Source organism: Laspinema sp. D2d, assembly GCF_025370755.1.
In the GTDB taxonomy this organism is placed as follows: Bacteria; Cyanobacteriota; Cyanobacteriia; order Cyanobacteriales; family Laspinemataceae; genus Laspinema.
This window is the reverse complement of sequence record NZ_JAMXFC010000005.1, coordinates 54,683-80,507: the sequence shown is the minus strand read 5'-3', so window position 1 is coordinate 80,507 and position 25,825 is coordinate 54,683. Positions and strand designations below refer to the sequence as shown.

Genomic DNA, 25,825 nt, shown 5'->3' with positions numbered 1-25,825 from the left:
TTAGGAAAAGCTATCATGTCTCATTTTACCACGATTAAAGTCGAAATTAAAAACGGCCAAACCCTCTATCGCTGCTTGCGAGAATTGGGGTATCAGGTTGAGGAAAATACGACCGTTCGAGGCTATCAAAAACAAACCACCCAGGCGGATTATGTGATTCGCCAAAAAAATGGGTATGATTTAGGGTTTCGTCGGATAGGAGACAGTTATGAGTTAGTGGCAGATTTTTGGGGGGCGCGAATTAATCCGGAGAAATTTGTTCAGGATGTGACTCAAAAATATGCTTATAAAACTTTGATGACCTCTGTAGAAGAACAGGGTTTTCAGGTGGAAGAAGAGCAACTCTTAGCAGATGGAACGTTGCGGGTTGTTGTCGGAAAATGGATGTAGCCTGACCAGGAGAAGTTAAATAATATGTCCCATTTTACGAGTATTCGGACGGAGATTTGCCAGATAGAGTATTTGACCCAAGCCTTAGCCGATCTGGGGTTTAATTCCGTTGAAGTTCATGAATTTCCTAATCCCCTCTATGGATTTGAGGGCGATATCCGAGAGGAATCGGCGGAGGTGATTGTGCGGCGCAAGTTTATCAGTTCTCGGAGTAATGATATTGGATTTAAACGACAAGCTGACGGAACGTTTATAGCGGTGATTTCAGATTATGATTCTCAAAAGTATTCTGGGGAGTGGGTTAAGGCATTAACTCAGCGCTATGCGTATCATACCCTGATTAAAACTGCACCTGAAAAAGGGTTTACGGTTGAGGAGGAAGAGGTTTTAGAAGATGGGACAATTCGGGTGATTATTGGTCAGTGGGTATAGGGGATGGGGAACGACTGAAATTATGACATTGAATTGGGGAAAAGAGGAGTCGATCGCCTATTTGAGTTTGGCGATCGCTTCTTTATCTACGAGAGTTTCTCCGGTGACTAAATCGCGGACGGTTGCCAGTAAAACGCGCCCTGAGTTGACTTCAAAGCGGACGGAAATGCGATCAATGCCGATTTGTCCCGGGGGGTTAAGATGGGCGACACAGACGCGATCGCGATCGCGATCTAAGGACCGATAAGCTTCCTGTTTATGTAACGCACCTCCTACCATCCGTCCCGATTCATCAAACATCACCTCCGCTTGGGAAATTTCAGCTACTTCTCCGATATCTAAGCGGATTTCTTGTTGTCCTTCGATCGCCGCTTGTAACATCAAAGGTTCCAATCGCTGGCAGGGATATTTTACCCCTTTTTCAAACAGGGGAAAATAGGAGTAGGTTTTACAATGGGGGTCCCATAACCGAATTGCGTAACTGTGGCGGAGATAATCTTCTACCTTCACATAGTCATTTAAGGCTAATGCACCATGTGCCACCGCTTCAAAGGGTTTATCCATTTTCACTCGCGATCGGCCAAAATAAGAGACAATCAAAGTCTGAACAGCAGGAATTAAACAACTGCCCCCAACTAACAGTACCTGTTCAATTTCTGCCTTACTCATTCCCTTCATTTGGGCAACTGCCAACACTTCATCCAATGCCCCGCGCAACTGTTCTAAGAGTTGATGATAATCTAACAGAGACTCAAGGCGATCGCGACTTAATTCGACTTCGTAGGACATAAAATTTTCATCATCAAACCATGCCTCTTTCGCCTCCGTTGCCCGAGACAAGCGCATTTTTAATTTTTCCGCAATTTCTAATAACCGTTGCCAGCCAATTTCCCCTATTTGAGACCGAGATAAACCCTGGCGTTGCAAATAATCTTCCACAATCCAAATATCAATATCCACCCCCCCAATATACGCATCAGATTTCGCTAAAACCTCCGCTTGTAACGCCGAGTTTCCCGGTTGCGAGGGGTTGGTACGAATTAAGCTTAAATCCAGAGTTCCCCCGCCAAAATCCACCACCAATACCACAGAACCCGGCTTTTTAATGGCATAGCCGAGGGCCGCTGCGGTGGATTCATCAATAATTTGAATTTCAGCAATTTCTAGGCGACTGCCCAAGTCTCGAAACCAATCTAAATAGCGCTCAAATGCCCCGACAGGAACCGTAAAAATGAGTTTACTCGGTTTGATTCCGTCCTCAAAAAGACGATGGCAAATTTCTTTTAAAAAAGATTCTGAAATAGTTGATGCTGAGTACGTCAATCCATCGATTATCCGGGGTGGGGGTTGAAAATCCCCTGCTAATTCTCGTTTAAATCCTTGAAATAATCGTTCTGGGTGCGCCTGTCCTAACCGGGTTGAATTGACCTGCTGTCCTAAAATGATTTGATTCGCTTCTTTAATAAAAACTACCGTCGGAATAACAGGTATTTCTAAATTCTCTCCGGTTTGTTTTTTACCTTTAAAAATTCTGGAAATATCCCCAAATCTGAGGGTTTCGGGGGCATGATTATCGGGGTTAAGAATACTAATAACGGTGTTACTGGTGCCAAAATCAATCGCAACTACAGTCATAATTTTCCAAAGAGAGAGGCAAAAACCCACATTTTTAAGGGTGGAGGCTCACAGGATAAAGCCTGCCTACGCAGGCTAACTAGAGAGAAAAAACTGACTTTTCATCCCTAGATTTGGGCTTAGGAAGAGGGCTTGATCCCGCTGGGAAGGGTTCGGCTGACTTTCGCTGGGGACAGAATGCGATCGCCTTGACGATAGCCCACAAAACGAATATAAACCACCTCTCCGGGTTGAATTTCCTCAGAGTCCCCCTGATGGAATTGCGGGTTATAAGCAACCGATTCCCAAGGATGACCAATCGGTTCATAGCCCCAATTTTCTAATAAATTATCCAGAGGGGCAAATAAAGCGGTGAGATTTTTAGCCGGTAAATCCGGTTTGATTCGGGCCATTTCTGCCGCAGTGGGATAGTTCGTCAGTAAGGTTTGCAATTCCTCAAAAGTGGACTGACAAAACTCTTCCCAAATCTGGGATTTTTGGGCCTCTAATTCCTCTCTCAGGCGCTGGCATTGTTGGCGTAATTGGGCTTCTAATTCCGAGTGACAAGTGCCAATAACCAGCGCGGTTTTTGAGGGGGTGGGTAACGGGTTTAACTGTTGCTCTAATTCTCCTATCGACCAATTTAAAGCCTGGGCCAATTGGCGCAGTTCACCCCAAGGAATATTGCCGATCGCCCCGGACCGAATCTGGCGCAGGCGGAGGGTCGATATCCCGGCTGTTTGCGCTAACTGTTTCCAGTGAATTAGGCCCAACTGCTTCATGCGATCGCCTAATAGCGCATCATACTTCAACGGTTGATTTTCTATTGTCCCAGACCCTAATAAATATAAAATTGCCATGAACAAGACCAAGGTGAGAACCCAGCCAAATCCGATTAAATTGGGTTCTTCTATCATCAATCCTACTCCCTAAAATGGTTGAATAGACTGATGTGATTCCGTGACAATATTTTCATCATCTTGGTAATAATCCGGTAGCAATTCTTGGGATTCAACTTTGCCGAGGGCTTTTTCAATTTCAGCGGTCGTTTCGGTGCAGTTTTGTCCGTTGCCATTGAGGACCGTTTCCAGAATTTTTCCGTCCTTGCCAATCCGATATTCTACTTTGCGATATTCAGTCATTTCAACCTCCAGTTAGGTTTCAGGGATGGGGAGTCAGGTTTCTACCCCTGCTTTGTCTTATTTTATTCCGATTGGGCCAGGATTGACTCAGCAGTTCGGGTCATGGGTAACTTAGGCAGGTTTGCCTTTACCGATCGCTGCTGCGATCGCAGCGGCGGAAGCTTCGGCAACGACGCTAATTAGGCGATAGAAGGCAACAGCCCCTAAAATAGCCGCTGGGGAGAATTGCTGATCCAACAGGGCGATCGCCGTTGCCTCAAAGATGCCAATGCCCCCCGGTGCCCCGGGAACCACCAAACCCAGCAACCAAGCAAAACTAAAAGCCCCCATCAACGGCGGTAATTGTCCGGGCTGTACGGGAGTCATCGCTTGCACGGTTAAAATAAATCCGGCCCCGCGCAATAGCAGAAACCCCAGTTCCCCCAATAGGGGCAGCAGGGGGTAACGAGTCAGCTTGGCGGCAGTGGGCGCAGGAGACTCCGGGGAGACTTCTAACAGTCCCTCAGTTTTGGGAGGAGCTTTTTTGAGTTTGAGTTTGCTTAAAACTTGAATGATTGGGTTTAAAATGCGGGGATGAATACCCACTAGGACCGCCCCTAATCCCAGTCCCAGGAGAATCGGAGGAACTGCACCCGGGGCCGTTCCCCACAGGGTACTACTGCCCAATGCAGCGATGATTAAGGCAGATGCTGCCATTAACAAGGGCTCTAATAAGACGCTGAGGACCGCTACCGCTAGGGGGACATCCCGCTTGGCGATCGCCGCAATTCGACCATAGAAATGCCAGACATTGCCCGGTAAATATTTCGCAATATTGGTGGTGAGATAGACCGATAAGCCCCAACCCAAAGGAACCGGGCGATCGAACTCCCGCAGAATCCACAACCACACCCAACCGGACCACAAATGCGCCAAAAAGGTCACTCCTAGGGCGATCGCCAGGGCAATCCAACTGGATCCGGTCATCCGCAGATCCGCAACAGCACCCGCATTATCTTTGAGGGTTTTTGCCAGAAAAAATAGAGTAGCCCCGAGAATGGCCCACCGTAAAAAAGGTTTTAATTGCGATCGCAGGCGATTCATAACAAATAGGGGACGAGAGTAAGCCAGAAGTGCAATGCCCACCCTACATCCTAACCCTCTAGGTCCAATTAGAGTTTAAACCCTGGGAAAAGTGGGACCCTGATAGCCCCGAGCACGCCACTCATCATTCCCGTCCCATTGATTAAAAAGAGTTATTTATAACCCGTGCATTTATTTTACATTTGATTGATATAATAGGCAATGCGCAAAAAGCCCATATTCCTTTACCCCACTAAAAACCATGTTGAATGCCCAGGATTTATATAATGAGACCTATTATCTAGCCCGTAACCCCGACGTTGCCAATGCCGTCGCCTCTGGACTGTTTCCCAGCGGGTTCGCTCATTTTGAAAGCTTCGGCCAAAATGAAGGACGCAACCCCACCGCCCTTTTTGATACCCGCTACTACCTCACCTTAAATTCCGATGTAGCTGCCGCAGTATCCGCCAATCAACTCACCCCCTTTCAACACTACATCGCCTTTGGGCAAGCAGAAGGACGCAACCCTAGCGCTTTATATAACAATCAATTATATCTTTCGCTCCATCCCGATGTTCAAGAGGCGGTCAACGCATCTTCTCTCACCGGCATCCAACACTTTCAGGTATTCGGACAAGGCGAGGGGCGAATTCCCAGCAAATTATATAATCCTGCCTACTATTTAGCGAAAAATTCTGACGTAGCCGCTGCGGTAGAACGGGATGAAATCACCGGAATTGGACATTATCTCAACTTTGGTGTCACTGAAGGCCGGGATTTTACCCCGTTTATGCGAGGCAATACCACCCTCCCCAATGGAGTGGCTGCTGGGGATGTGACCCAAAATAGTGCGGTGTTGTGGACCCGTAGTACAGAAGTGGGGCCGGTGATTTTTGAGTATGCCACCGATGCCAACTTTGGGGCGATCGCCGGACAAACGACTAACTTTGTCACCGACCCCACCGTACCCGTGCAAGTGCAAGTGAGCGACTTGGCCCCGCAAACCCAATATTACTATCGTGTCACCGATGCCGCAGGCACTGCCGCAGTCGGTCAATTTCGCACTCCCGCCCCCTTGGGCACTCAAACCGGATTACGGTTTGGCGTCACCGGAGACTGGCAAGGAGAACTCGCCCCCTATCCCTCGATTAGCAACGTCCCCGATCGCAACCTAGACTTTTTCGTACTCATGGGGGATACGGTAGAAATCGATAGTATCTCCCCGGACCTCCCCGGTGTTCGTCAATCCGGTAATATCGATCAATTCCGCACTAAATATAACGAAATTTTCACCGACCGATTTGGACTCAACCCCTGGGCGGATTTGCGCGCCTCTACGGCGACCTATAACACGTGGGATGACCACGAAATCACCAATGATTTTGCCGGAGGTGCAGCGCCAGCAGAATCTCCCCAACGGAATGGGATTTTTGGGACCGAAGGTCGGTTTGTCAATGAAACCCCCGTGTTTAATCAGGCGTTAGAAGCGTTCCTCGATTACAAACCCATGACGGAACAACAGTATGGCGAAACTGGCGACCCCCGGACCGCGAACAAGGAGAAATTGTATCGATACAATGTTCATGGCAGCGATGCCGCCAGCTTTGTTTTAGACCTGCGATCGTTCCGCGATAAACCCTTGCCCTTTATCCCAGAAACCGCTTCCCCAGAAGCCGTCAGCGCCTATTTGCAAAACTCATTTGACCCCAATCGCACCGTCTTAGGCCAACCGCAGTTAGAGGAATTCAAAAACGATTTACTCGCCGCTGAAAATGCCGGAATTACCTGGAAATTTGTCATGTCTACCGTCCCCATGCAACATTTTGGAATTGCAGTTTCTGGGGAACGTTGGGAGGGATTTGAAGCCGAACGAACCGAGATATTACGGTTTATTGATGAAAACAATATTAGCAATGTAGTGTTTGTCAGCGGAGATTTTCATGGTAATGTGGTCAATAATGTGACCTACCAGGATGGATTCGGTCAACCGCAAAAACCGACCGGGGCTTTTGATGTGATGATTGGTCCAGCAGCGATTCAGTTGAATATCGGTCAAGGACCTTTTGCCGCCCCCTTTGGACCCGCAACCGTTGCCTTTACCCCAGATGCACTGCTGTCTCCCGCAGAAAAAGACCGTTATCGGGCCATGACCAATGAAGCGGAAAAGAATGCTTTTGTGCGCCAGGTAATTGATAATCGGATTCTACCATTAGGATATGATCCCGTAGGGTTAGAAGGGTCAGAAATTGATGCCCAATTACTCCAGGGTTCTTATTTTAATGGTCACAATTATGGGTGGACTGAATTTGCGATCGCCCCAGAAACCCAACAGCTTACCGTCACCACCTTTGGCGTTGAACCCTATACCCAAGGGGACATGGAAGCGAATCCCGCAGAAGTTGCCAATCGCACCCCGACCATTGGCTTACAATTTACAGTGAATCCGCAGAGTGGGGATGTTCTTTTACCCTCGGATATCACAACTGCCGTGGAGGAAAATCTAGCCCGAGATTTCGGACTACAACCGGGTAATTTTACCCTAGTTTCCTCACAAAAACAAACTTGGTCCGATGGCTGTTTGGGCTTAGGTGAAGCCAATGAAAGCTGTTTGCTGGCACTCGTGGAGGGGTGGCAGGTAACGGTCCAAAGTGGCGATCGCACCTTAGTCTACCGCACCAATGACACCGGGTCCGAAGTCAGACTCGATCGCCAAGCATCCCAGTTGTAAAATCCCCTTCCGGTCCCCTCCAGACACAGTGGAGGGGACCGGAGAAGCAGTTAAGCGTAAAAAACATCCTCCCCATCCTCCCTATCCTCCCCATCTCCCCCATCCTCCCTATCCTCCCCATCTCCCCCATCCTCCCTATCCTCCCCATCTCCCCCACCCTCCCCATCTCCCCCATCATCGCTGCTTCATCACCACCAAAGTAATATCATCAAACACCTTCTGTTCCCCAATAAACGCTCGCACATCCTGAATCACCATCTCCCGAATCGCCTCCGCAGACTCCTGCCAATACTGGGACACCACCGCACACAATCGGTCCATCCCATAGAACTCTCCCGCCATATTTTCCGCCTCCGGTATCCCATCGGTATAAAGCACCACCCCATCCCCAGGATTTAACTCAACTTCCGCCTGAGTAATAAAGTCAGAAATATCTAACTCTAACCCCACAGGAAATCCTAAATCCACCGTATCCAGTCGCTCAATTTCTCCCGTCCCCCGGACTACCAAAACCTCCTCATGTTGTCCAGTAATTCGCAACACCCCATCAGCATAATCCAGTAATGCTAAGGTCAGGTTCTTATCCGTTCGCATCCGCTGCACGTTATCATGAATCATCCGGTTAATCGTATTTAAAAACTTCACATAATCTTTCTCATCATTCACCAACAAAGTCCGCACAGCAGTTTGGACCATCACCATCACCATTCCGGCTTCTAATCCATGTCCCGTCACATCCCCAATCCCGATTTTAATATGTCCCTCATGGTTCAACACATCATAATAATCTCCCCCAATTTCATCAGCGGGTTCCATAAATCCAGCGATTTCTAATCCAGGAATTGCCTGCAATTCTTCAGGGTTTGGCAACATTTTTTGTTGCAGTTGACGGGTGACATCCAGTTCCGCACTCATCCGCAGGTTGTCGGATTTGAGCAGTTCATTCAGGGTGCTGATTTCTTCGTTCGCTTCCGCAAGTTGAGCCGTTCGTTCAATGACTTTATCTTCTAAAGTGCGATAGAGTTGAGCATTTTCCAGGGAAATTGCGGCTTGGGCGGAGATGACTTGTAAGAGTTCGATCCGTTCTGGGGTAAATGCGCCGGTTGCTAAGTTATTTTCTAGGTAAATAATGCCAATCAGTTTGCCTTGGTTGACAATGGCAGCACAAAGAAGGGACTGGGTTTGCTGTTGGAGAATATACGGTTCTGAGGTGAAAATTCCTTCTTCGGTAGCGTTGGCGAGGATGACACTTTCTTGAGTCCGGGCGACATAGTTAATGATAGCCGGAGGGACGAAGTTTCCGCTTTCTAAGGGGAGGGATTCCAGGATTTGGACCTCGCCATTGGGGAGTTTAGCGGCTTCGATTTTGAGTTGATTGTTGTCAGATAAAATGAGGACGCCTTTTTGGGCACCGGCGTTTTCTATGGCAAGATTTAGAAGTTGGGCGAGGAGTTTATTGAGTTGAATTTCGCTAGAAATCGCTTGGGAGGCTTTGAGTACGGTGGCAATATCCAGGGTTTCTCCGGAACTGGTGCCACTGGTGGAGGTGGTGGAAAGTTTGCTACGGGTGGAGGTGCGTAATTCGATGAGTTGGGGATAGCGGGTTTCTAGGTGTTGGACTTTGGCAGTGGCCCCCCAGCGTTGATAGGCATAGTGGGCTTCTTGCAGGTAGAAGCGGGCGAGGTGAGGGATGTTGCGCGCGATGTAAAAACGGGCGGCGAGTTCGTACGCGAGGGCTTCTTCGTTGAGGTATTCGTGTTCTTTGGCGAGGGTGATGGCGCGATCGTAGTAGTCTCGCGCTTGTAAATCATGGTTGAAGATTCGCGCGCGTTCAGCTTCAACTAGATAATATTTATGGAGGTAGTTCATGGGAGCGTGTTGCGCCCAAAGGTGCATTTTTTCTTGGTTGGCAGTGACTTTTTCTAGGATGCGCTGTTGTTCGGTTTCGGAGGCTTCGGGATAGATGGCAAGATGGGTGAGGGAATCGTAGAAATGGAAGAGAGGAACCGTATGCTTGGCGATTACCATTCCCGCATACTCTTCCCCCAAGGCTGCATTTTCAGCCGCTTCTGGAAACCGTTCAAATAGGTAGCACAACATGACTTTGTTTAAATAACTTAAACAAAGTGCAACGCTATCACCGGCTTGTTGATAAGATAAGAGCTGACTCGATTCATCAAACGTATCACTGTTGAGGGTCCAGGGGTCTTCAGTTGGAGTTAACAGTTTAAAGACCGATTGTCGAAACGATTTTATCCAGCGTAACGATAGTTCGTGCTTTAATTTTATGATTTCATCCGTGTGAGCAGAAATTGCAGAATTAACTTGAATTAGTTCTTGACCTGTCCAATAAGAATGGGCGCAGTACATCAATAAGGCCAGACCTCCATAAACGATATCTCCGGATTCCAACCCAGTTTGATAGGTCTCTAAAAACAGCTTTAAACTATTTTTTAAATGGGTTTTCCAGTGATTGATAAACGTGCTAAAAACATATAAAACTTTGCTTAAATGTGCTTGCAAGGGACCCAAATTACGCTCAATTTTTAAAGCTAATTGGCCTAATTCATATCCCGCATCATAATCCCCTTCTACCCCACATAAAAACAAGCCATAAGCAGCATAACCAATAGAAGATTCTGAGGTATTGCCATATTGGAGGAATAAACTAGACATCCGGAGTAAAACGATGGGATAAAGTTCCGGAAATACAACGTAAGTAGAGGCAGATAGGCTCATTAAAACCTTGCTGGCAGCCAACTTATAGGGGTCCGTCATAGGAGGTAGCTCGATTAAATCCTGAATCCGCTTTCCTGCCCAAGCTGCCCGAGTTTCTGCTATAGCCTCTGCAAGAGCCGCTGGAGTGGGGGTTTCCGGAAGTGGCATTTCTAACCGTTCTAAAATTTCTAGCCCAATTTTCATTGCTTCAGATAATTGGTTTTGTGCATAATAGGCTTGCATATTCAGTTCATAAACTTTAACTAGATCTAAAACCGATCGCGCTTTTTGTAAAACTACTTCTCCGAATTCTTCCATCAAGGCATAAGAACTACTAACAACAGCGGCTTCAACGGTTTCTAAATAGAGGGCTAAGGTTAAATCATATTGCTCTTCCCAACTGTTTGGGGGAAGTAACTCGATCGCCGCTTGAAAGTAACGTAAGGCCGATTTAAAAGCAGCAGAGGCTTTGGCTTTTTTACCGGCTATTTCATTTAAGAAAACTAACTCTTGTTGTAAAGATAGGTCCAGAATGGCTTCCCGGCCCAAGTTAAGTTGATGGACGATATCAAAGATATTTTGCTCGCGATTCTCTGGGGGAATATTTTCGAGAAATAACTGACCAATCTGGAGATGGACCGCTTGTTTATCAGTTTCCGGAATTAAAGAATAAGCCGCTTGCTGGATGCGGTCATGAGCAAATTTATACTCCACGGTTACCCCCTGTGCAATCTCCGGGATATCGACTTCCATGAGCTTATAGTCGTCCCCAAGGGGTAAAATTAAAGTCTCAGAAATGGCCTCCCATAATGCGGCTGCGGTTTCTGAACGAGATTTTTGAGAGACTAGGGCCAATGTTTCTAGGTCAAAGCGATAGCCCATACAAGCCGCTAATTTTAAGCAAGTTTGGGTGGCTTCCGGCAGTTTTTTCACTTGATCTCCCATCAAGTCAACCACATTATCTGTAATGTTTTGGGCGGCTATTTCCTGAATATCCCACTGCCAACAGCGATGGGAAGACTCAAAATTTAGAACTTTATTTTTATAGAGAGAATTTAAAAATTGGTTGACAAAAAACGGATTCCCCTTCGTTTTTACCTCTACTAACTCCGCAAGGGGTCGGGCAATTTTTTCAGGAGCATTTAGGGTATCGGCAACCAACTGGGTGACATCACTCAGACTCAAGGGAGTCAGAAAAATTTGATTCACGGTTGCTTGGGTTTGTTGAATTTCCTCTAGGGTGAGCATCAATGGATGTGCGGAAGAAACTTCGTTATCTCGATAGGCCCCGATGAGATATAAATACTGACTCGCCGGAGTCATCATCAGGAGTTCTAACAATTTCAGGGAAGCGCTATCGGACCATTGCAAATCATCTAAAAAGAGAATTAGAGGATGTTCAGCTTGGGTAAAGACGTGGATAAAGTTTTGGAAGACTAATTTAAAGCGATTTTCAGCTTCCGTTGCTGGCAGTTCGGGGACCGGGGGTTGTTCACCAATGATGGCTTTCAGTTCGGGAATGACCTCAATGAGGATTTGTGCATTAGACCCAAGTGCCGTCAGCAGTTTCTCCCGCCAAGTGGCGATTTGGGTCGCGCTTTCTGTGAGCAATTGCAAGATTAAAGAGCGAAAGGCTTGCACCAGAGAAGCATAAGGAATATCCCGTTGCAGTTGGTCAAATTTGCCGGAGATAAAATAACCTCGTTGTCGGGTAATCGGTTTATAAACTTCTTGAACTAAGGCCGATTTCCCAATTCCAGAATATCCGGCTACGAGCATCAGTTCAGTCTGACCCCCGCTACAAACTCGCTCAAACCCGGATAGTAGCTCGGCAATTTCTTGCTGTCGTCCATATAGTTTTTGCGGCAGTTGGAATCGATCCGAAATATCCTGAGTTGCGAGGGTAAAGGTTTCGAGTTGTTCAGTGGTTTGCCACTGGCGCAAACCTTCTTCTAAATCTCTCTTTAAGCCATAAGCAGATTGATAGCGGTCTTCGGCATTTTTTGACATCAATTTTAAGATAATGTCCGAAATCGCTTCAGGAATCTCTGGATTTAGCTGATGGGGTGGGATGGGTTGTTGTGCTATATGGGAATGTACTAAAGCCAGGGGGTCATCGCTGGGGAAGGGCACTGTGCCAGTAAGCAGTTCATAAAAGGTCGCCCCGAGGGAATAAAAATCACTGCGATAGTCTACAGTGCGATTCATCCGTCCGGTTTGTTCTGGGGCAATATAGGGGAGGGTTCCTTCTAAAAGATTAGGATTCCGAAAGGTAGGATTTTCTCGACTCAGTTGGGTAGAGATGCCAAAGTCGATGAGTTTGAGTTCTTGGGTGTTGGGGTTAAGAATGAGGTTACTGGGGTTAATATCTTTATGGATAATTTGTTGCTGATGGACGTGATCCAAGATTTCGGCAATGTTAATGGCAAGGGGTAAAAATTCGCTCAGGGTCAGCGGTTGATTTTGAATGATTTTTTTCAGAGAAATCCCGCCAAAATCTTCAAATACCATCACCCACTGACGGTCAGACCTTTCTAAACCATAGGCATTGATGACTCCGGGAAGATTTAAAGACTGAGTGGTTTCATATTCCCGCTTAAACTGAGCAATTTTTTCTGGGGAGGGGTAGGCTTGATTGAGCAGTTTGAGGATAACGGGTTGGTTATCGGATAGACCCACGGCGCGATAGATTCGGGAGTTGTTGCTTTCGTGGAGTAGTTCGCCGATTTGATAGTCTAAAATTGCGATCGCCATCAGAGTCTGTCCTTGTTTAGGGTCTACAGGGGATACCTACCCTCATCCAAAGTTCCCGATCCGGACGGATGGTTAACCCCGCCTTGGGTAAGATATTTCTTTCACCCTCTTATGTTAGCCGATTCTTGTAGAGTGTAATAAGCATTTAGGCCGTCAGTCTTCTCTAGTCAGGCTTCAGCCGTGGAATTCAAGGTTGGTAACCCTTTGTCCGTCACTGCTTCAGCCAAAGCAAACCACAATTTATCCGCCTGTTTCATCTAGGCTTGAGCCGCTCAAGTGAGAGTCCCTCCCAGTTGAATGCCAGTTTCCCCAAATGAACTCCGTTGTAACGGGTTTCTCCTATATTTCTAGGGTTTAATAGATGCAAAGTATAGTACATTTTAGGGTTAAAAAAATAAAGGGTAGGTTGTGAGAAAAATTTCTCACAACCTACCCCCAGAACTGAGCCGATCGCCGGTTACTGCATCCCCGGACGGGGAAGGGCCAAGCCGCTACCGCCTCCGGGATAAGCCCCGGGGTGTCCCAAGGGAATATAAGCCATTCCCGCTTGATGCATCCCCGAGTTGCGATCGCCAGACATTCCCATGCCACTGCCATAGAGTCCGATCGCCCCATCCAACTTGGCATGAGCCAAATTTGCACCTCCCAAGTTTGCCCCAGTGAGATTCGCCCCACTGAGATTGGCATTAAACAAATTGGCATTTCTAAGATCCGCCCCATTGAGATTGGCATCTCGCAAGTCCGCATCCACTAACCTTGTATCACTCAAATCCCCATTGGTTAAATTAGCCTCAACCAATTGTGCGTTTCCCAAATTCGCCCCGGCACATTGCACCCCACTGAGATTGGCATGATTGAGGACAGCCCCAATCAGATTTGCGCCTTTGAAATCCACACCACTGAGATTTGCATCAGTGAAATTTGTATTGACGCAATTGGCAAAGGTCAAATCGGCCCCACTGAGGTTGGCATGATTCAACTTCGCCTCAAACAGGTTCATCCCCTTGCCATCCATCCCACTCAGATCCGAGTGAGTGAGGTTGGCATCGACTAAGTTCGCAAAACTCAAATCAGCCCCACTCAAGTTGGCATGACTGAGATTGGTTTGATTGAGGTTGGCAAACAGTAATTTAGCACCGCTTAAGTCCGCTTTATTGAGATTAAAACGACCCAGGTTTGCTTCATTGAGGATGCCTCCCTGACACTGCTTGGTTTCGAGTAACCGTTTGATGTGGGCATTATTAGCAGCCATATAGTTTTTAAGGGATAGATGTTTTCTGATGGAAAATTATTCTTCTCATCTTACTCCCCTGGGTGGGGGATGGGGGGATGGGGAGGATGGGGGAGATGGGGGAGATGGGGGAGATGGGGGGATGGGGAGGATGGGGGAGATGGGGGGGATGGGTTTGTGTGCAAGTTACGAGGAAGCTGATACAGGGGAGGGGGTAGAGTCTCGCCTTTTATGCGGGACTTGCGATCGCCAAGTCCCGAGGAAGATGAACCACTGAAGGCGTGACTACAAACCAGAGTTTTTAGGAATTGTGATGGAGTGGTGACTTTAAATTAGATTTAACTTCATGCCTTCTCGCGCGAGGAAGGCATCGGGGAATTCGGCTTGAATTTGAGATTCCACATCCGCCAGAAAGTCATCATCATGAGAGGGGTCGTGATGAAAAATCACTAAATGCTTGACTCCCGCAGCTTTGGCGAGTTTGATGCCTTCTTTCCAAGTGGAGTGGCCCCAGCCTACTTTGGGGGTGACGGGGTGATAGTATTCTTCATCGGTGTAGGTGGCATCGTAGATGAAAATATCAGCATTTCGGGCGAGAGAGAGGATATTTTCATCAAGGCGATCGGGATAATGTTCGGTATCAGTACAGTAAACTGCGGTATGTCCTCGCCAGGTGATGCGATAGCCGAGGGCTTCACTGGGATGATTCAAATGGGCGGTTTCGATGGTGATATCATCAATGGTGACCACATCCCCGGGGTGTAAGTCGTAGAATTTTAACTCAGACCTCATGCCCTGAAGCGGAATGGGAAAGTTGGGATGTAACATTTGGTCCGAGAGGCGCTGTTTCATGGTTGCACCATTGGGGGCAACAGCACCGTAAACATGAAAGAGATTGCCGGGGATAAAGGCAGGGACGAAGAAGGGGAAGCCTTGAATGTGATCCCAGTGGGAGTGGGAAAAAAATAGATGTGCCTCGACGGGCATCTGAGATATTAAACTGGTGCCGAGGAGTCGCAAGCCGGTCCCGCCATCAAAAATCAGGCGTTTACCCCCGACGCGCATTTCTACACAAGAGGTATTGCCACCGTAGTGAACCGTTTCTTTTCCCGGAGTGGCGACACTGCCGCGCACTCCCCAAAAGTTGATAAAAAACGCAGATTCCAGGCTGGTTTCCATAGAGACTATCCGATCGCAAGGCAGTGGGGTGGGTACTTTAGGTCAAAACAGGCGGAGTTTAGCGTAATCAGCAAAAGCCGGGTTTAGGGGGATATCACTAAACGAGGCTAAAGGTATGCAATTCTTCATACCGGCGAACTTCCAACAGACGGTTTTGCTCATCAACCAGAACAACCCGAGGCGAGTATGTTGTAACCTCTTCTGGGGTGAATTGTCCATAGGTCATAATAATCAGGCGATCGCCCGGTGCACCCAGACGTGCTGCGGCCCCATTGAGTTCGATCGCCCCAGACTCTCCCGGGGCCTCAATTGCATAGGTAATTAACCGTTCTCCGTTGGATTTGTTGACAACCTGCACCTGCTCGTAAGGCAAGATACCTGCTGCCTCCATTAACTTTTGATCAATACTAATGCTTCCCACATAATTCAAATTAGCATCGGTCAGAGTGCAGTTATGGATTTTCGCTAATAGAAGAGTTCGCTGCATGATGCGGAGTTGTTTCTAAGGAGGTTAGCGGCTTTCTGCCTCAATGTTAGAACATCAGGACCGGAAAACCCAGGAAATTCGGGCAGGCTTTGCGATCGCCCTGGATTGCCAGGAGTCCGACTGGATGGAGACGGGGAATTGCCCTGAAGTTGTTAGCACCATTGAACTTACAGTGTAGCGGGAGTTGGTTGCTTTAGTCAGCGATCGTCGAGGAAATCAACATTAAGGGAACGTTTCCCGATATTCTTCCCTGGCCGATGGAGGGCCTTAAAGGGGCGCAAGAATTGCGCCCCTACAAGAAACAACAATTATCCAGTTTTCTGGTGTTTATGGGGTCCCCAAGATCCGGGAACCTCAACTGAACTCAGTCTCTATTAACCTTTTTGACCGGCTTTAACGCACTTCTCAACCAGAGGCATCACCTTTTCCACATCATGCCAGCCGAGAATCTCAGTTTTTTTCTTTTCCAGATTTTTGTAGGTTCTGAAAAATTCCGCAACTTCCTCTAATCGGTGTGGGGCGATATCTTTCAAAGATTTGACATGAGCATAACGGGGGTCTTTGTCCGGAACGCAGAGAATTTTTTCATCCGGGTCCCCCCCGTCAATCATTTCTAAAAACCCGACGGGACGGGCGGTAATCACACAACCGGGAAAAGTGGGTTCATCCATAATCACCATGCCATCGAGGGGGTCTCCATCCTCAGCCAGGGTATTGGGGATGAAGCCATAATCGAAGGGATACTGAACCGAGGCATACAGGACGCGATCGAGAGCCAAAGCGCCTAACTCTTTATCAAATTCATACTTATTCTTGCTTCCGCCTGCGATTTCAATTAAGACATTAATCAGACCAGGTTTCGGTTGGGCGGGAATCTTCGTTAAATCCACAATAACTCCTTGGATGGCGAGGGTCGTTTTCCTATCCGAATCTTGCCGATTCAGCAGGGTTCAATTGGGATCAGCCTAGGGTGTAAAACGCGGTCGCGCAGATTGGCGATCGCGCTTGAACACCCCATGACAGTCCGTCAGCCATCGTACCAGAAACCTTGAACCCACAAACCATCGGTTTGCAGCAAAGTAAGGACGCAAAACCCCAGTTTCTGGTCCCGGGGATATCAAGGCTCTGGGATCATCGCCTCACCCCGGTGAGGGGATAAGATGTGGGAGACGGCAGATTGGGGAGACGATTCGCAGAAAAGGTCGCGATCGCCAGGAGGGGGAGCAAGAGCGTGAGTAAAGCGATCGCCCCGCCGAATAAATTGGATAAAGTATTTTGGGGAACAGGTTCAGAAGACCGGGCAGACGGACTACCGGATTCCATAAAGAAAACTATTGAATTTTTTTAAAGTGTCGCTGTGAAATCAATGTAACCAAACGCTCTCGCACTGAGCCTCTATCATCAGTATTAAATATTTTTCGCGATAAGATTGTCATCAAGCAAACAATCTGGGATATTTCTATTGTACTCAACACCCTGGAAATTAACTGGATCGCCGACCTGCCTGAGAAGGCGGGGCTTTTCCCCTGTATAGTTCCACAAGGATAAGAATTGCTATGTTGCTGTCCCTGCGGATAGAAAATTTTGCCTTAATTGACTGCTTAGATTTGGACTTTGGTAGGGGTCTGAATGTTCTAACTGGGGAAACGGGGGCGGGAAAATCAATTATTCTGGATGCTCTGGATGCTGTGTTGGGGGGCAAATGTACGGGAAGGGCTATCCGCACAGGAACCGGGCGATCGCTGATTGAGGCCACCTTTGAACTGGAACCCCTGGTGGCTAATTATGTCCGAGACCAAGAAATTGAGCTGTTAGACGGCACGCTTCTCGTGGTGAGTCGGGAACTCGTGTTCGGTAAAGGCGGGGCCATGAGGAGCCGATCGCGGTTAAATGGGGTGTTAGTCAATCGGCAACTCATGGAACAACTGCGTGATCGCCTGGTAGAAATCACCGCCCAAGGTCAAACCGTCCAACTGGGACAATCAGCACGTCAGCGCGATTGGCTAGATGCGTTTGCCGGGCCCGAGGTCCTGGCAGTCCGTCAAGCAGTAGTCAGCCAGTATGCCGAAGCCAATGCCGCCCGACAAGCTTTAGAAGATAGTCGGCAATCGGAACAACAGCGCTTGCAACGGATTGATTTACTAGATTATCAAGTCAAAGAACTCTCGGAAGCCAATCTCAGCGAGGCGGACGAATTAGATCAACTGGAACAGGAACGGCAGCGCCTGTCCCATGTGGTAGAACTTCAGGAACAAAGCGATCGCGTTTATCAAGCCCTCTATCAACAAAATGATGGGTCCTTGGCGGCGGCGGACCTGTTGGGAGAAGTAGAACAAACCCTGCGGGATATGGTGGCGTATGACCCGGAACTACAAGGGGTCCTAGAGATGGTCAATGATGCCTTAGCTTTGGCGATCGAAGCAGGAAGGCAGATGAGTAGCTACAGTTCCAGTTTAGAAGGCGATCCCGACCGATTGGCGGAGGTGGAACAACGGATTGCCCAACTCAAGCAAATTTGTCGCAAGTATGGACCAAACCTGAGTGCAGCGATCGCCTACTTCCATCGCATCGAAGCGGAACTGGAAGAACTCACCCAAGCCGATCGCGCCATCGAGGTCCTAGAACGCCTCTATCAAGCTCGTCAAGGCGAACTGATTCAAACTTGTGAAGAATTAACCCATCTGCGTCGCACTGCTGCCTTAAGGCTAGAACAACGCCTAATCGATGAACTCAAACCCCTGGCGATGGATAATGTCCAATTTCAGGTTCAGATTGAACCCGTAACGCCCAGCAGTACCGGCAGCGATCGGATTATTTTCCTGTTTAGTCCCAATCCCGGGGAACCCTTGCAACCTGTAGCCGAAATCGCCTCCGGAGGGGAAATGAGCCGGTTTTTGCTGGCCCTGCAATCCTGTTTCGTCCAGGTGGATAGTGCTGCTACCCTGGTTTTTGATGAAATTGATGCGGGAGTTTCGGGACGAGTTGCTGGGGCGATCGCCCAAAAACTCCACCAACTCTCCCAGGGTCAACAGGTATTATTTGTCACCCATCAACCGATTGTCGCAGCAATGGCCGACTTTCATTTTCGGGTGAATAAACAAGTCATTGGTAGTGCTGAAGAAACCCCCGAGACAACGGGTCCTGAACTCAAATCAGCCCAATCCCCGGGCAACGGGTCCACCCCCCCTACCCCTATTGCACCGGAAGAACGCACCGTAGTCCGGGTGACGGCCCTTGACCGGGAACAAAGACGAGAAGAACTGGCGCAACTGGCCGGAGGACAAGGGGCCTCCGAGGCGATCGCCTGGGCCCAATCCCTGCTCAACCAAGCCGCCTCCGTCCGACAAATCCAAACCCCCAGTTCTTAAGTCCCCCTAGATTTTCAGACCAAATTGGACCGCTCGAAAAAAAGCCGACGAAACCGGATATGATAACGGTCTGTAATCCCTGGCCTCTAGGAATGATAACGGTCATGCCTAGCGCCTGAAAAGTAGAAAATTAGGGCTCCCGATTTTCCAAAAAATGTTACAACTAGAAAAGCGAATTTCAAACGTTATGACCCGCTGACCATTGGACCGAGTAACGCTTTTGGACCAGAGCACCATTGCTCGTCAAAAACGCTACAACAACGAGGCGCTTTCACCCATCCCCTGACTGTTCAATCCCATCGGTTAAACTGCCCTCAAACCTGATACAACCCCAAGCATCCATTGAACGTTTATCAAAAATTTTTGAAAAAAAGTGAAAATAGTAGAAAGGGTCACATTGAATTTCAGCAGGTAGTGTCAGAATCTCCTTAGCGTTCTCTCTCTTACTCCAGTCCAAACTCAATCCGGACATTCCAGAGGACCCCAAAAAAGCGCCCAAGGAGGGCTGAAATGAAGCGATCGCAAATTAATTCCCAAATGTCTAATTATTTATGGACAGAGTAAACTTAAAGAGATAGTTACCGGAGCTGCTAGGCTTTGTACAACAAATCCATCCGGCGTTCTCGGCAGGACACTCACATAATCCAAGAAATTCGCTGACTCCTGGTCTGAAGTAAAGAGTTATAGATCTTATGACAGCTGCATCTCCAAATCCAAAGGCTTGGGACCATAACAATAGTAGTGCTGGTGCCGTGATTGATGTGACCCCTCAAATCGTTGATGGCGGAAAGTCCGATCATCAACGGTCCACATCTGCATCGGTGAGCGAACCCGAATCTAGCCATCCGAGTAACAGTGGCGGTGGGGGGTCTTTAGTGCAGTCCAAGGGGACTTTCACCAGCTTTCTCGCCCCCCTCAACAAAGACAGCTTCACCCAAGTTGTCAAAGATGTGGAAGGGAAGCTCGAAGTCGTCAATCAAACCCTGTCGATGCTCGACAGCCTCCTCGATGCCCAAGGGTTTGACTCGATTCTGGATGAAATGTTGCGTTCCATCACCCTAAAAACCGGGGAACTCCTCGGCGCGGACCGCACTACAATATTTTTATTAGATGAAGAAAAGAACGAACTCTGGTCCATCATAGCCAAAGGTGCTGGGGGTAAGCCTTTAGAAATTAGGATTCCCGCAGACAAGGGAATTGCTGGGGAAGTCGCCACGTTTAAAAAAGTTGTTAATATCCCCTTTGATTTCTTTGATGATTCGCGATCGGGTGCAGCCAAGGAACAGTTTAAGAAAACTGGCTACCGCACCTATACCATGCTCTGTCTCCCGCTGTTGAATGAACAAGGGGCATTAGTGGCGGTGGTTCAGTTACTCAATAAGTTAAAAAAAATCCATGATGCGGACGCAGAATTGTCCGAACGGATTAATGCCAAGGGTTTTACGGAAGAAGATGAGCGGGTCTTTGAAGAATTTGCTCCCTCGATTCGCCTGATTCTCGAATCCTCCAAGTCTTTCTATAAAGCAACTCAGCGGCAACGCGCCGCAGCAGCGCTCATGGCAGCGACCCAATCTTTAAGCAAGAGCAGCCTCGATCTGGAAGAAACATTGAAAAAGGTGATGGACGAGGCGAAACAACTGATGAACGCCGATCGCAGCACCTTATGGCTGATTGACAGGGATAAAAATGACCTTTGGACTAAGATCCCCATCGGTCCTAGGGGAGAGTTAAAGGAAATCCGCATTCCAATGGGGGTCGGGTATGCCGGGACCGTGGGAAAAACCGGAGAACCCCTGAATATCCCCTTTGACTTATACGATCATGTCAATTCGGAAATGAGTAAGCAGGTAGACCAAAAAAGCGGCTATCGGACCTGTAGTTTATTGTGTATGCCGGTGTTCAATGCCGATGGGGAACTGATTGGGGTGACCCAGTTGGTGAACAAGAAAAAACAAGGGGAACATCCCCCTTATGAACCGACCCAATGGCCGGAAGCCCCCGATTGCTGGAAAGCCAGTTTTAATCGGTCCGATCAGGAATTTATGCAGGCGTTTAATACTCAAGCGGGAGTGGCGTTGCAAAATGCCAAACTCTTTGCCACGGTCAAGCAACAAGAGCAAATGCAACGGGACATTTTGCGCAGCTTGAGCAATGGGGTGATTTCCACAGATAAGGCTGGAAATGCGATCGCCGCTAATGATAGTGCGCGTCAATTGCTGGGTCTGGAATTAAGCGATCGCATTGAAGGTAAATCAGTGCGGGACTTGATCCAAATTAAAGATGGGGACTTTTCTAAATGGTTTGATGCGGCATTAACCGCTAAAGATGATAAATCTCGTCAGCAGTATTATCCCGATCAAACCCTGGTTGCCAAAGACGACAAAGAGCAACACAGTATTAACTTGTCGATTAACTCCATTGCCGATGCCTCGGACCGGACCAATGTTTATGGTGCCCTGGTGGTCATGGAAGATATCAGCGATGAGAAACGACTCAAGAGCACCATGTATCGCTACATGACCCAGGAAGTGGCCGAACAGTTACTGGCTTCTGGAGACACGGGGTTAGGCGGCAAGCGTAAGGAAGTTTCGGTCTTGTTCTCGGATATCCGCAGCTACACCACCCTCACCGAAGGGATGGAGGCAGAAGATGTGGTAATCATGCTCAATGAATATTTTGAGTCGATGGTCGATGCGGTGTTTCAGTACAAAGGGACCCTGGATAAATATATTGGGGATGCCATCATGGCGGTGTTTGGGTCGCCTCTCCCCCTCAAGGACCATGCGTGGTGTGCTGTTCAGACGGCGGTGGAAATGCGGCGGCGGTTAATTGAATTCAACAACCATCGCATAGCGGCGGGTAAGCAAACCCTGAGTATCGGGATTGGGATCCATTCGGATGAAGTGGTCAGCGGGAATATCGGGTCCAGCAAACGGATGGAATTGACTTCCATTGGAGATGGGGTTAACCTCGGGTCTCGGTTAGAAGGCACGAGCAAAATGTATGGGACTGATATCGTAATTAGTGAAAAAACATATAATCCTTGTGCAGACAAGGTTTATGTTCGGGAGTTGGACTTTATTACCGTCAAAGGGAAAAGCGAACCCGTCAAAATTTATGAATTGGTCGGATTGCGATCGGACCCAATTTCTGACCACAATCTGCAACTTATCGAATCCTACACGAAGGGACGGGAGTTTTATCTGTCTCGGCAATTTGCGAAAGCTCTCCAAGAGTTTGGTAAAGTGTTGGAACTTGATAAGAATAATAAGGCGGCATCCTTACAGATGGATCGCTGTCAACATTTTGTGGTGGAACCCCCACCGGATGACTGGGATGGGGTCTGGAAGCTCACCGAAAAGTAGTATCCTAAACAGAACAAGGGTATAACCTAGAATTCAGGAGTCAGAATTCTGCTTTGGCATCGTTCTTACTCCTGATTGCTTGAAGAAAGAATGAATCGGTAGTTGACAATGTGTATGGAATATGGTAAATCCTAGCGGCGATCGCCAAGAAGTTTCAGTCTTATTCTCTGAAATTTCCGGCTATAGTAGCTTGACGGAAAATTTAGAAGCCTCCGAGGTCGCCAGTCTGCTTCAAGACTATTTTGAGTCAATGCTGGAGGCGGTAAATCAGTACAGGCAGAATCACGAACAGCAAATAGAAGTGGCTTGTATTGGCAATGGACTGATTGTCGTTTTTGGTGCACCCCAGTTCCTAGAAAATCATGGGTGGATGGCATTGCAAACGGCGATCGCCATGCACAAAAAACTGGATGAATTTAATCATCATCGCCAAGGGAAAAATCAACCCGTGATTCAGATGGGAATTGGGATTAATTCCGATTGGACCATTAGCAATAATATTGCGGAAAATAAGTCCCTGCAATTTAGCGCCGTTGGCGATGGGGTAAATCTGGGCAATCTTCTCCAAGGGGTAAGCAATCAATATGGCTGCAATATTGTCTTGGGAGAAAACACGTATCGCGCCTGCGAGGAGCGAATTTGGGCCCGAGAACTGGACCGAATTCGGATGCGATCGAACTATCCCCCCGTCGCCCTCTATCAATATCTTGGACTCAAGGGAGAATCTATTTCCGACGAGAGTAAAAAGGTGATGGAACACTATGACCTGGGACGGCAATATTATCTCAGTCGCAAGTTTGCGATCGCAATGGGAGAATTTGCCACCGTCTTGGAAATCAATAGCCACGATCGCGCAGCGCGTTTGCATCTAAAGCGCTGTCAGCGATTACTCAAAGAACCTCCTAACGCCGAGTGGGATGGATCGTGGGTAGCTAAGAAATCTTGGGAACTGGCAGAACATTAGAAGCAAAACAATAAAACAATGGCATCCTGTTTTTGAGTGAGTGGGTTTCGACGGAATAGGGATTAGCGTTCTTGCCATCGGATGCTCTACAACCGTGCAGTGCGTTCTTGAATCTCCCCTTTCGTTCCGTCGTTATACCCCCGAAAGATTTCAGGCGATCGCCCCTGGTATCTCCTCATCCCTCAGACTTAGATCCCGAGGCAGTTCTGAGCAGACCGCGACGGAATTGTTACAATAGTTAACATGGTTCCGTCAGTGGGTCCCGAATACATGGATACAAAGACCGTTTCTCCTCCCTCCGTCCAATTTCAGCCCGATACCGTTTTGGAACAATCTCCCGGTTTATCCCCCTTTCCTGAACGGGTCAACTATCCACCAGTTACGGTGGACATCGATTCCGCCTCCACCGAACTGGTTCCCCTAAAATCCGGTGCACCGTACTCAGACAGCAATGCTCTCTTGTACGACCCCGTTGCCATCACCGAACTCTATCGCGATCGGCCCTTTCTAGTCTGGGGGCGTAGATTCGCCATTTTATGGCCCCTCCTCACCCTCGCCTTTGGCATTTGGCGGGATAAGAAATGGGGTCGCGTCAAACAAAACGAACGCAAACGCGCCGAAAAACTGCGAATTACCCTGACTAAATTAGGGCCAGCATTTATTAAAGTCGGACAGGCCCTCTCCACCCGCCCCGACCTAGTGCCGCCCCTATATTTAGAAGAACTCGCCAAACTCCAGGACCAGCTACCTCCCTTTCCCAACGAACTTGCCTACCAATTTATTGAAGAAGAACTCGGCGATCGGCCCTCCGCCATCTATGCCGAAATCACTCCAGACCCCGTAGCTGCCGCCTCCCTCGGCCAAGTTTACAAAGGTAAACTCAAAACCGGCGAAACCGTCGCCATCAAAGTCCAACGCCCTGGACTTGCTGAAAGCATGGGACTCGATGTCTATGTCTTACGGCAACTGGCAATCTGGGTACAAAAAAATGTCAAACAAGTTCGCAGCGACTTAGTAGCCATCATGGACGAGTTCGGCACTCGTATCTATGAAGAAATGGACTACAACAAAGAAGGAGAAAACGCCGAACGCTTTGCCCAACTTTACGGGCATCTCAAAGATATTTACGTCCCCAAAATATACTGGAAATATACCGGGCGTCGAGTTCTCACAATGGAGTGGATCAATGGGACCAAACTCACCCAAATCCCCGCCCTCACCGCCCAAGGTATCGACGCCAAATACCTGATTGAGGTCGGCGTTCAATGTTCCTTGCGCCAATTGCTCGAACATGGGTTTTTCCATGCTGACCCTCACCCCGGCAACCTCCTCGCCACCGAAGATGGGAAACTTGCCTATCTCGATTTCGGCATGATGAGTGAGGTCAAACCCTACCAACGATATGGACTCATTCAAGCTGTCGTCCATCTCGTTAACCGTGATTTTGAAGGACTCGCTAAAGATTACGTCAAACTCGAATTTCTCACCCCAGAAACCGATCTCACCCCAATTATACCGGCCTTAGCCAACGTCTTTAATAATGCCCTCGGTGCCAGTGTCGCCGAACTCAACTTTAAGAGCATTACCGACCAACTGTCGGAAATCATGTACGAGTACCCCTTCCGGGTCCCCGCCTACTATGCCTTAATTATTCGTTCCTTAGTCACTTTAGAAGGGATTGCGATTAATGTTGATCCGAATTTTAAAGTTCTGAGTAAAGCCTATCCTTATGTGGCTAAACGCCTATTAACCGACCCCTCCCCCGAATTGCGTGGGTCATTGAGAGACCTGCTGTTTAAAGATGGGGACTTTCGGTGGAACCGATTAGAAAACCTATTGAGAAATGCCAAAGAAAGTGATGATTATGACCTCTCCCAGGGATTAAATCAAGCCTTAGAATTTCTGTTTTCAGAACGGGGAGAATTCATCCGCGATCGCCTTGTTGAAGAATTAGTTAAAAGCCTAGATCATCTCTCCCGTGACGCCTTCAATAATGCTACCTCTGTTCTCCGAGAATGGGTTGGGTGGAAAGGAAATAAACCGACTCCAGCCCTAACCAGTGGTGACCAAGAGAAAATGGAACGGATTAAACGAATTTGGAGTATCCTTCAAGAAACCCAAGGATTTAATACCACCGAATTCCTCCAAAAACTTGCTCCATTCCTCATCAAACCTGAAACCCAACGCATGGGACAAAAAATAGCCGGGGACTTAGCCCAAAGAATGTTAGCCCGCCTGATTCGGGAAGTTTTACTCAAAGAAGAACCCACCAATGGCAATGGTAAAACATCCTATCCAAACCCTCCCCAACCGCAATTACCTCCCTCACAGACCAATGGTAAAGTTATCACTTATCCTAATGTAACGGTGAGGAAATAGAGGGAAGGACAG

The 25,825-nt window shown here is 48.1% G+C and carries 18 protein-coding genes; 8 read left to right on the top strand and 10 right to left on the bottom strand.

Annotation, left to right across the window (positions count from 1 at the left end; all coding sequences use genetic code 11):
• The first annotated feature begins 15 nt into the window (after positions 1-15).
• Positions 16-390 carry a DUF1257 domain-containing protein gene (locus NG796_RS04955; protein ID WP_261204805.1) on the top strand — a complete coding sequence of 125 codons (375 nt, stop codon included), beginning with the start codon at positions 16-18 and terminating at the stop codon, positions 388-390.
• Positions 391-414: 24 nt separating this feature from the next.
• Positions 415-822 (top strand): DUF1257 domain-containing protein, encoded by a 408-nt coding sequence (locus NG796_RS04950; RefSeq protein ID WP_261204804.1) that lies wholly within the window; start codon positions 415-417, stop codon positions 820-822.
• 57 nt (positions 823-879) lie between these two features.
• Here NG796_RS04950 and NG796_RS04945 read toward each other — a convergent pair whose 3' ends face one another.
• From NG796_RS04945 to NG796_RS04930, 4 genes are all read right to left on the bottom strand, one after another.
• Positions 880-2,457: an Hsp70 family protein gene (locus NG796_RS04945; protein ID WP_261204803.1), complete on the bottom strand. Its 1,578-nt coding sequence runs from the start codon at positions 2,455-2,457 to the stop codon at positions 880-882.
• Positions 2,458-2,576: 119 nt separating this feature from the next.
• Positions 2,577-3,353, bottom strand: coding sequence for an XRE family transcriptional regulator (locus NG796_RS04940; RefSeq protein WP_261204802.1), 777 nt, complete (start codon positions 3,351-3,353; stop codon positions 2,577-2,579).
• A 12-nt stretch (positions 3,354-3,365) separates the two neighbouring features.
• Positions 3,366-3,578 carry a DUF2997 domain-containing protein gene (locus NG796_RS04935; protein WP_261204801.1) on the bottom strand — a complete coding sequence of 71 codons (213 nt, stop codon included), beginning with the start codon at positions 3,576-3,578 and terminating at the stop codon, positions 3,366-3,368.
• A gap of 111 nt (positions 3,579-3,689) precedes the next feature.
• On the bottom strand, positions 3,690-4,661 hold the full coding sequence (locus tag NG796_RS04930) for a lysylphosphatidylglycerol synthase domain-containing protein (RefSeq protein ID WP_261204946.1): 972 nt from the start codon (positions 4,659-4,661) through the stop codon (positions 3,690-3,692).
• Positions 4,662-4,902: 241 nt separating this feature from the next.
• On the opposite strand from NG796_RS04930, the gene NG796_RS04925 reads away from it, so the two are divergent.
• Positions 4,903-7,368 (top strand): alkaline phosphatase D family protein, encoded by a 2,466-nt coding sequence (locus tag NG796_RS04925; protein ID WP_261204800.1) that lies wholly within the window; start codon positions 4,903-4,905, stop codon positions 7,366-7,368.
• A gap of 174 nt (positions 7,369-7,542) precedes the next feature.
• Here the strand turns inward: NG796_RS04925 and NG796_RS04920 are convergent, their stop codons facing one another.
• The 4 genes from NG796_RS04920 to panD form a co-directional block, all read right to left on the bottom strand.
• Positions 7,543-12,840, bottom strand: a complete 5,298-nt coding sequence (locus NG796_RS04920; RefSeq protein ID WP_261204799.1) for an AAA family ATPase — start codon at positions 12,838-12,840, stop codon at positions 7,543-7,545.
• Between the two features lie 457 nt (positions 12,841-13,297).
• Positions 13,298-14,092, bottom strand: a complete 795-nt coding sequence (locus NG796_RS04915; RefSeq protein ID WP_261204798.1) for a pentapeptide repeat-containing protein — start codon at positions 14,090-14,092, stop codon at positions 13,298-13,300.
• Positions 14,093-14,398: 306 nt separating this feature from the next.
• Positions 14,399-15,250: an MBL fold metallo-hydrolase gene (locus tag NG796_RS04910; RefSeq protein WP_261204797.1), complete on the bottom strand. Its 852-nt coding sequence runs from the start codon at positions 15,248-15,250 to the stop codon at positions 14,399-14,401.
• Positions 15,251-15,347: 97 nt separating this feature from the next.
• Entirely contained in the window at positions 15,348-15,737 is a 390-nt protein-coding gene (gene panD / locus NG796_RS04905; RefSeq protein ID WP_261204796.1) for an aspartate 1-decarboxylase, read from the bottom strand.
• 43 nt (positions 15,738-15,780) lie between these two features.
• Between panD and NG796_RS04900 the strand changes: the two genes are divergently transcribed.
• On the top strand, positions 15,781-15,915 hold the full coding sequence (locus NG796_RS04900; RefSeq protein ID WP_261204795.1) for a hypothetical protein: 135 nt from the start codon (positions 15,781-15,783) through the stop codon (positions 15,913-15,915).
• 196 nt (positions 15,916-16,111) lie between these two features.
• Here NG796_RS04900 and NG796_RS04895 read toward each other — a convergent pair whose 3' ends face one another.
• A complete protein-coding gene (locus NG796_RS04895) occupies positions 16,112-16,627 on the bottom strand; it encodes an inorganic diphosphatase (protein ID WP_261204794.1) in 516 nt (171 codons plus the stop codon).
• A 241-nt stretch (positions 16,628-16,868) separates the two neighbouring features.
• Entirely contained in the window at positions 16,869-17,060 is a 192-nt protein-coding gene (locus NG796_RS04890) for a hypothetical protein (RefSeq protein ID WP_261204793.1), read from the bottom strand.
• A gap of 233 nt (positions 17,061-17,293) precedes the next feature.
• Between NG796_RS04890 and recN the strand changes: the two genes are divergently transcribed.
• The 4 genes from recN to NG796_RS04870 all read left to right on the top strand — a co-directional run bounded on the left by recN (position 17,294) and on the right by NG796_RS04870 (position 25,813).
• Positions 17,294-19,105: a DNA repair protein RecN gene (gene recN / locus NG796_RS04885; RefSeq protein WP_261204792.1), complete on the top strand. Its 1,812-nt coding sequence runs from the start codon at positions 17,294-17,296 to the stop codon at positions 19,103-19,105.
• A gap of 692 nt (positions 19,106-19,797) precedes the next feature.
• Entirely contained in the window at positions 19,798-22,470 is a 2,673-nt protein-coding gene (locus tag NG796_RS04880) for a GAF domain-containing protein (RefSeq protein WP_261204791.1), read from the top strand.
• A gap of 121 nt (positions 22,471-22,591) precedes the next feature.
• Complete coding sequence (locus tag NG796_RS04875) at positions 22,592-23,434, top strand: adenylate/guanylate cyclase domain-containing protein (RefSeq protein WP_261204790.1); 843 nt, start codon at positions 22,592-22,594, stop codon at positions 23,432-23,434.
• Between the two features lie 270 nt (positions 23,435-23,704).
• On the top strand, positions 23,705-25,813 hold the full coding sequence (locus tag NG796_RS04870) for an ABC1 kinase family protein (protein ID WP_261204789.1): 2,109 nt from the start codon (positions 23,705-23,707) through the stop codon (positions 25,811-25,813).
• Positions 25,814-25,825 lie beyond the last annotated feature (12 nt).

Bases quoted from the DNA above. Each gene is read 5' to 3' on its own strand.
- panD (WP_261204796.1), bottom strand. From the start codon at position 15,737: ATGCAGCGAACTCTTCTATTAGCGAAAATCCATAACTGCACTCTGACC.
- NG796_RS04915 (WP_261204798.1), bottom strand. From the start codon at position 14,092: ATGGCTGCTAATAATGCCCACATCAAACGGTTACTCGAAACCAAGCAG.
- NG796_RS04935 (WP_261204801.1), bottom strand. From the start codon at position 3,578: ATGACTGAATATCGCAAAGTAGAATATCGGATTGGCAAGGACGGAAAA.
- NG796_RS04920 (WP_261204799.1), bottom strand. From the start codon at position 12,840: ATGGCGATCGCAATTTTAGACTATCAAATCGGCGAACTACTCCACGAA.
- NG796_RS04925 (WP_261204800.1), top strand. From the start codon at position 4,903: ATGTTGAATGCCCAGGATTTATATAATGAGACCTATTATCTAGCCCGT.
- NG796_RS04940 (WP_261204802.1), bottom strand. From the start codon at position 3,353: ATGATAGAAGAACCCAATTTAATCGGATTTGGCTGGGTTCTCACCTTG.
- NG796_RS04930 (WP_261204946.1), bottom strand. From the start codon at position 4,661: ATGAATCGCCTGCGATCGCAATTAAAACCTTTTTTACGGTGGGCCATT.
- recN (WP_261204792.1), top strand. From the start codon at position 17,294: ATGTTGCTGTCCCTGCGGATAGAAAATTTTGCCTTAATTGACTGCTTA.
- NG796_RS04955 (WP_261204805.1), top strand. From the start codon at position 16: ATGTCTCATTTTACCACGATTAAAGTCGAAATTAAAAACGGCCAAACC.
- NG796_RS04950 (WP_261204804.1), top strand. From the start codon at position 415: ATGTCCCATTTTACGAGTATTCGGACGGAGATTTGCCAGATAGAGTAT.
- NG796_RS04910 (WP_261204797.1), bottom strand. From the start codon at position 15,250: ATGGAAACCAGCCTGGAATCTGCGTTTTTTATCAACTTTTGGGGAGTG.
- NG796_RS04945 (WP_261204803.1), bottom strand. From the start codon at position 2,457: ATGACTGTAGTTGCGATTGATTTTGGCACCAGTAACACCGTTATTAGT.
- NG796_RS04890 (WP_261204793.1), bottom strand. From the start codon at position 17,060: ATGGAATCCGGTAGTCCGTCTGCCCGGTCTTCTGAACCTGTTCCCCAA.
- NG796_RS04875 (WP_261204790.1), top strand. From the start codon at position 22,592: ATGGTAAATCCTAGCGGCGATCGCCAAGAAGTTTCAGTCTTATTCTCT.
- NG796_RS04870 (WP_261204789.1), top strand. From the start codon at position 23,705: ATGGATACAAAGACCGTTTCTCCTCCCTCCGTCCAATTTCAGCCCGAT.
- NG796_RS04900 (WP_261204795.1), top strand. From the start codon at position 15,781: ATGTTAGAACATCAGGACCGGAAAACCCAGGAAATTCGGGCAGGCTTT.
- NG796_RS04880 (WP_261204791.1), top strand. From the start codon at position 19,798: ATGACAGCTGCATCTCCAAATCCAAAGGCTTGGGACCATAACAATAGT.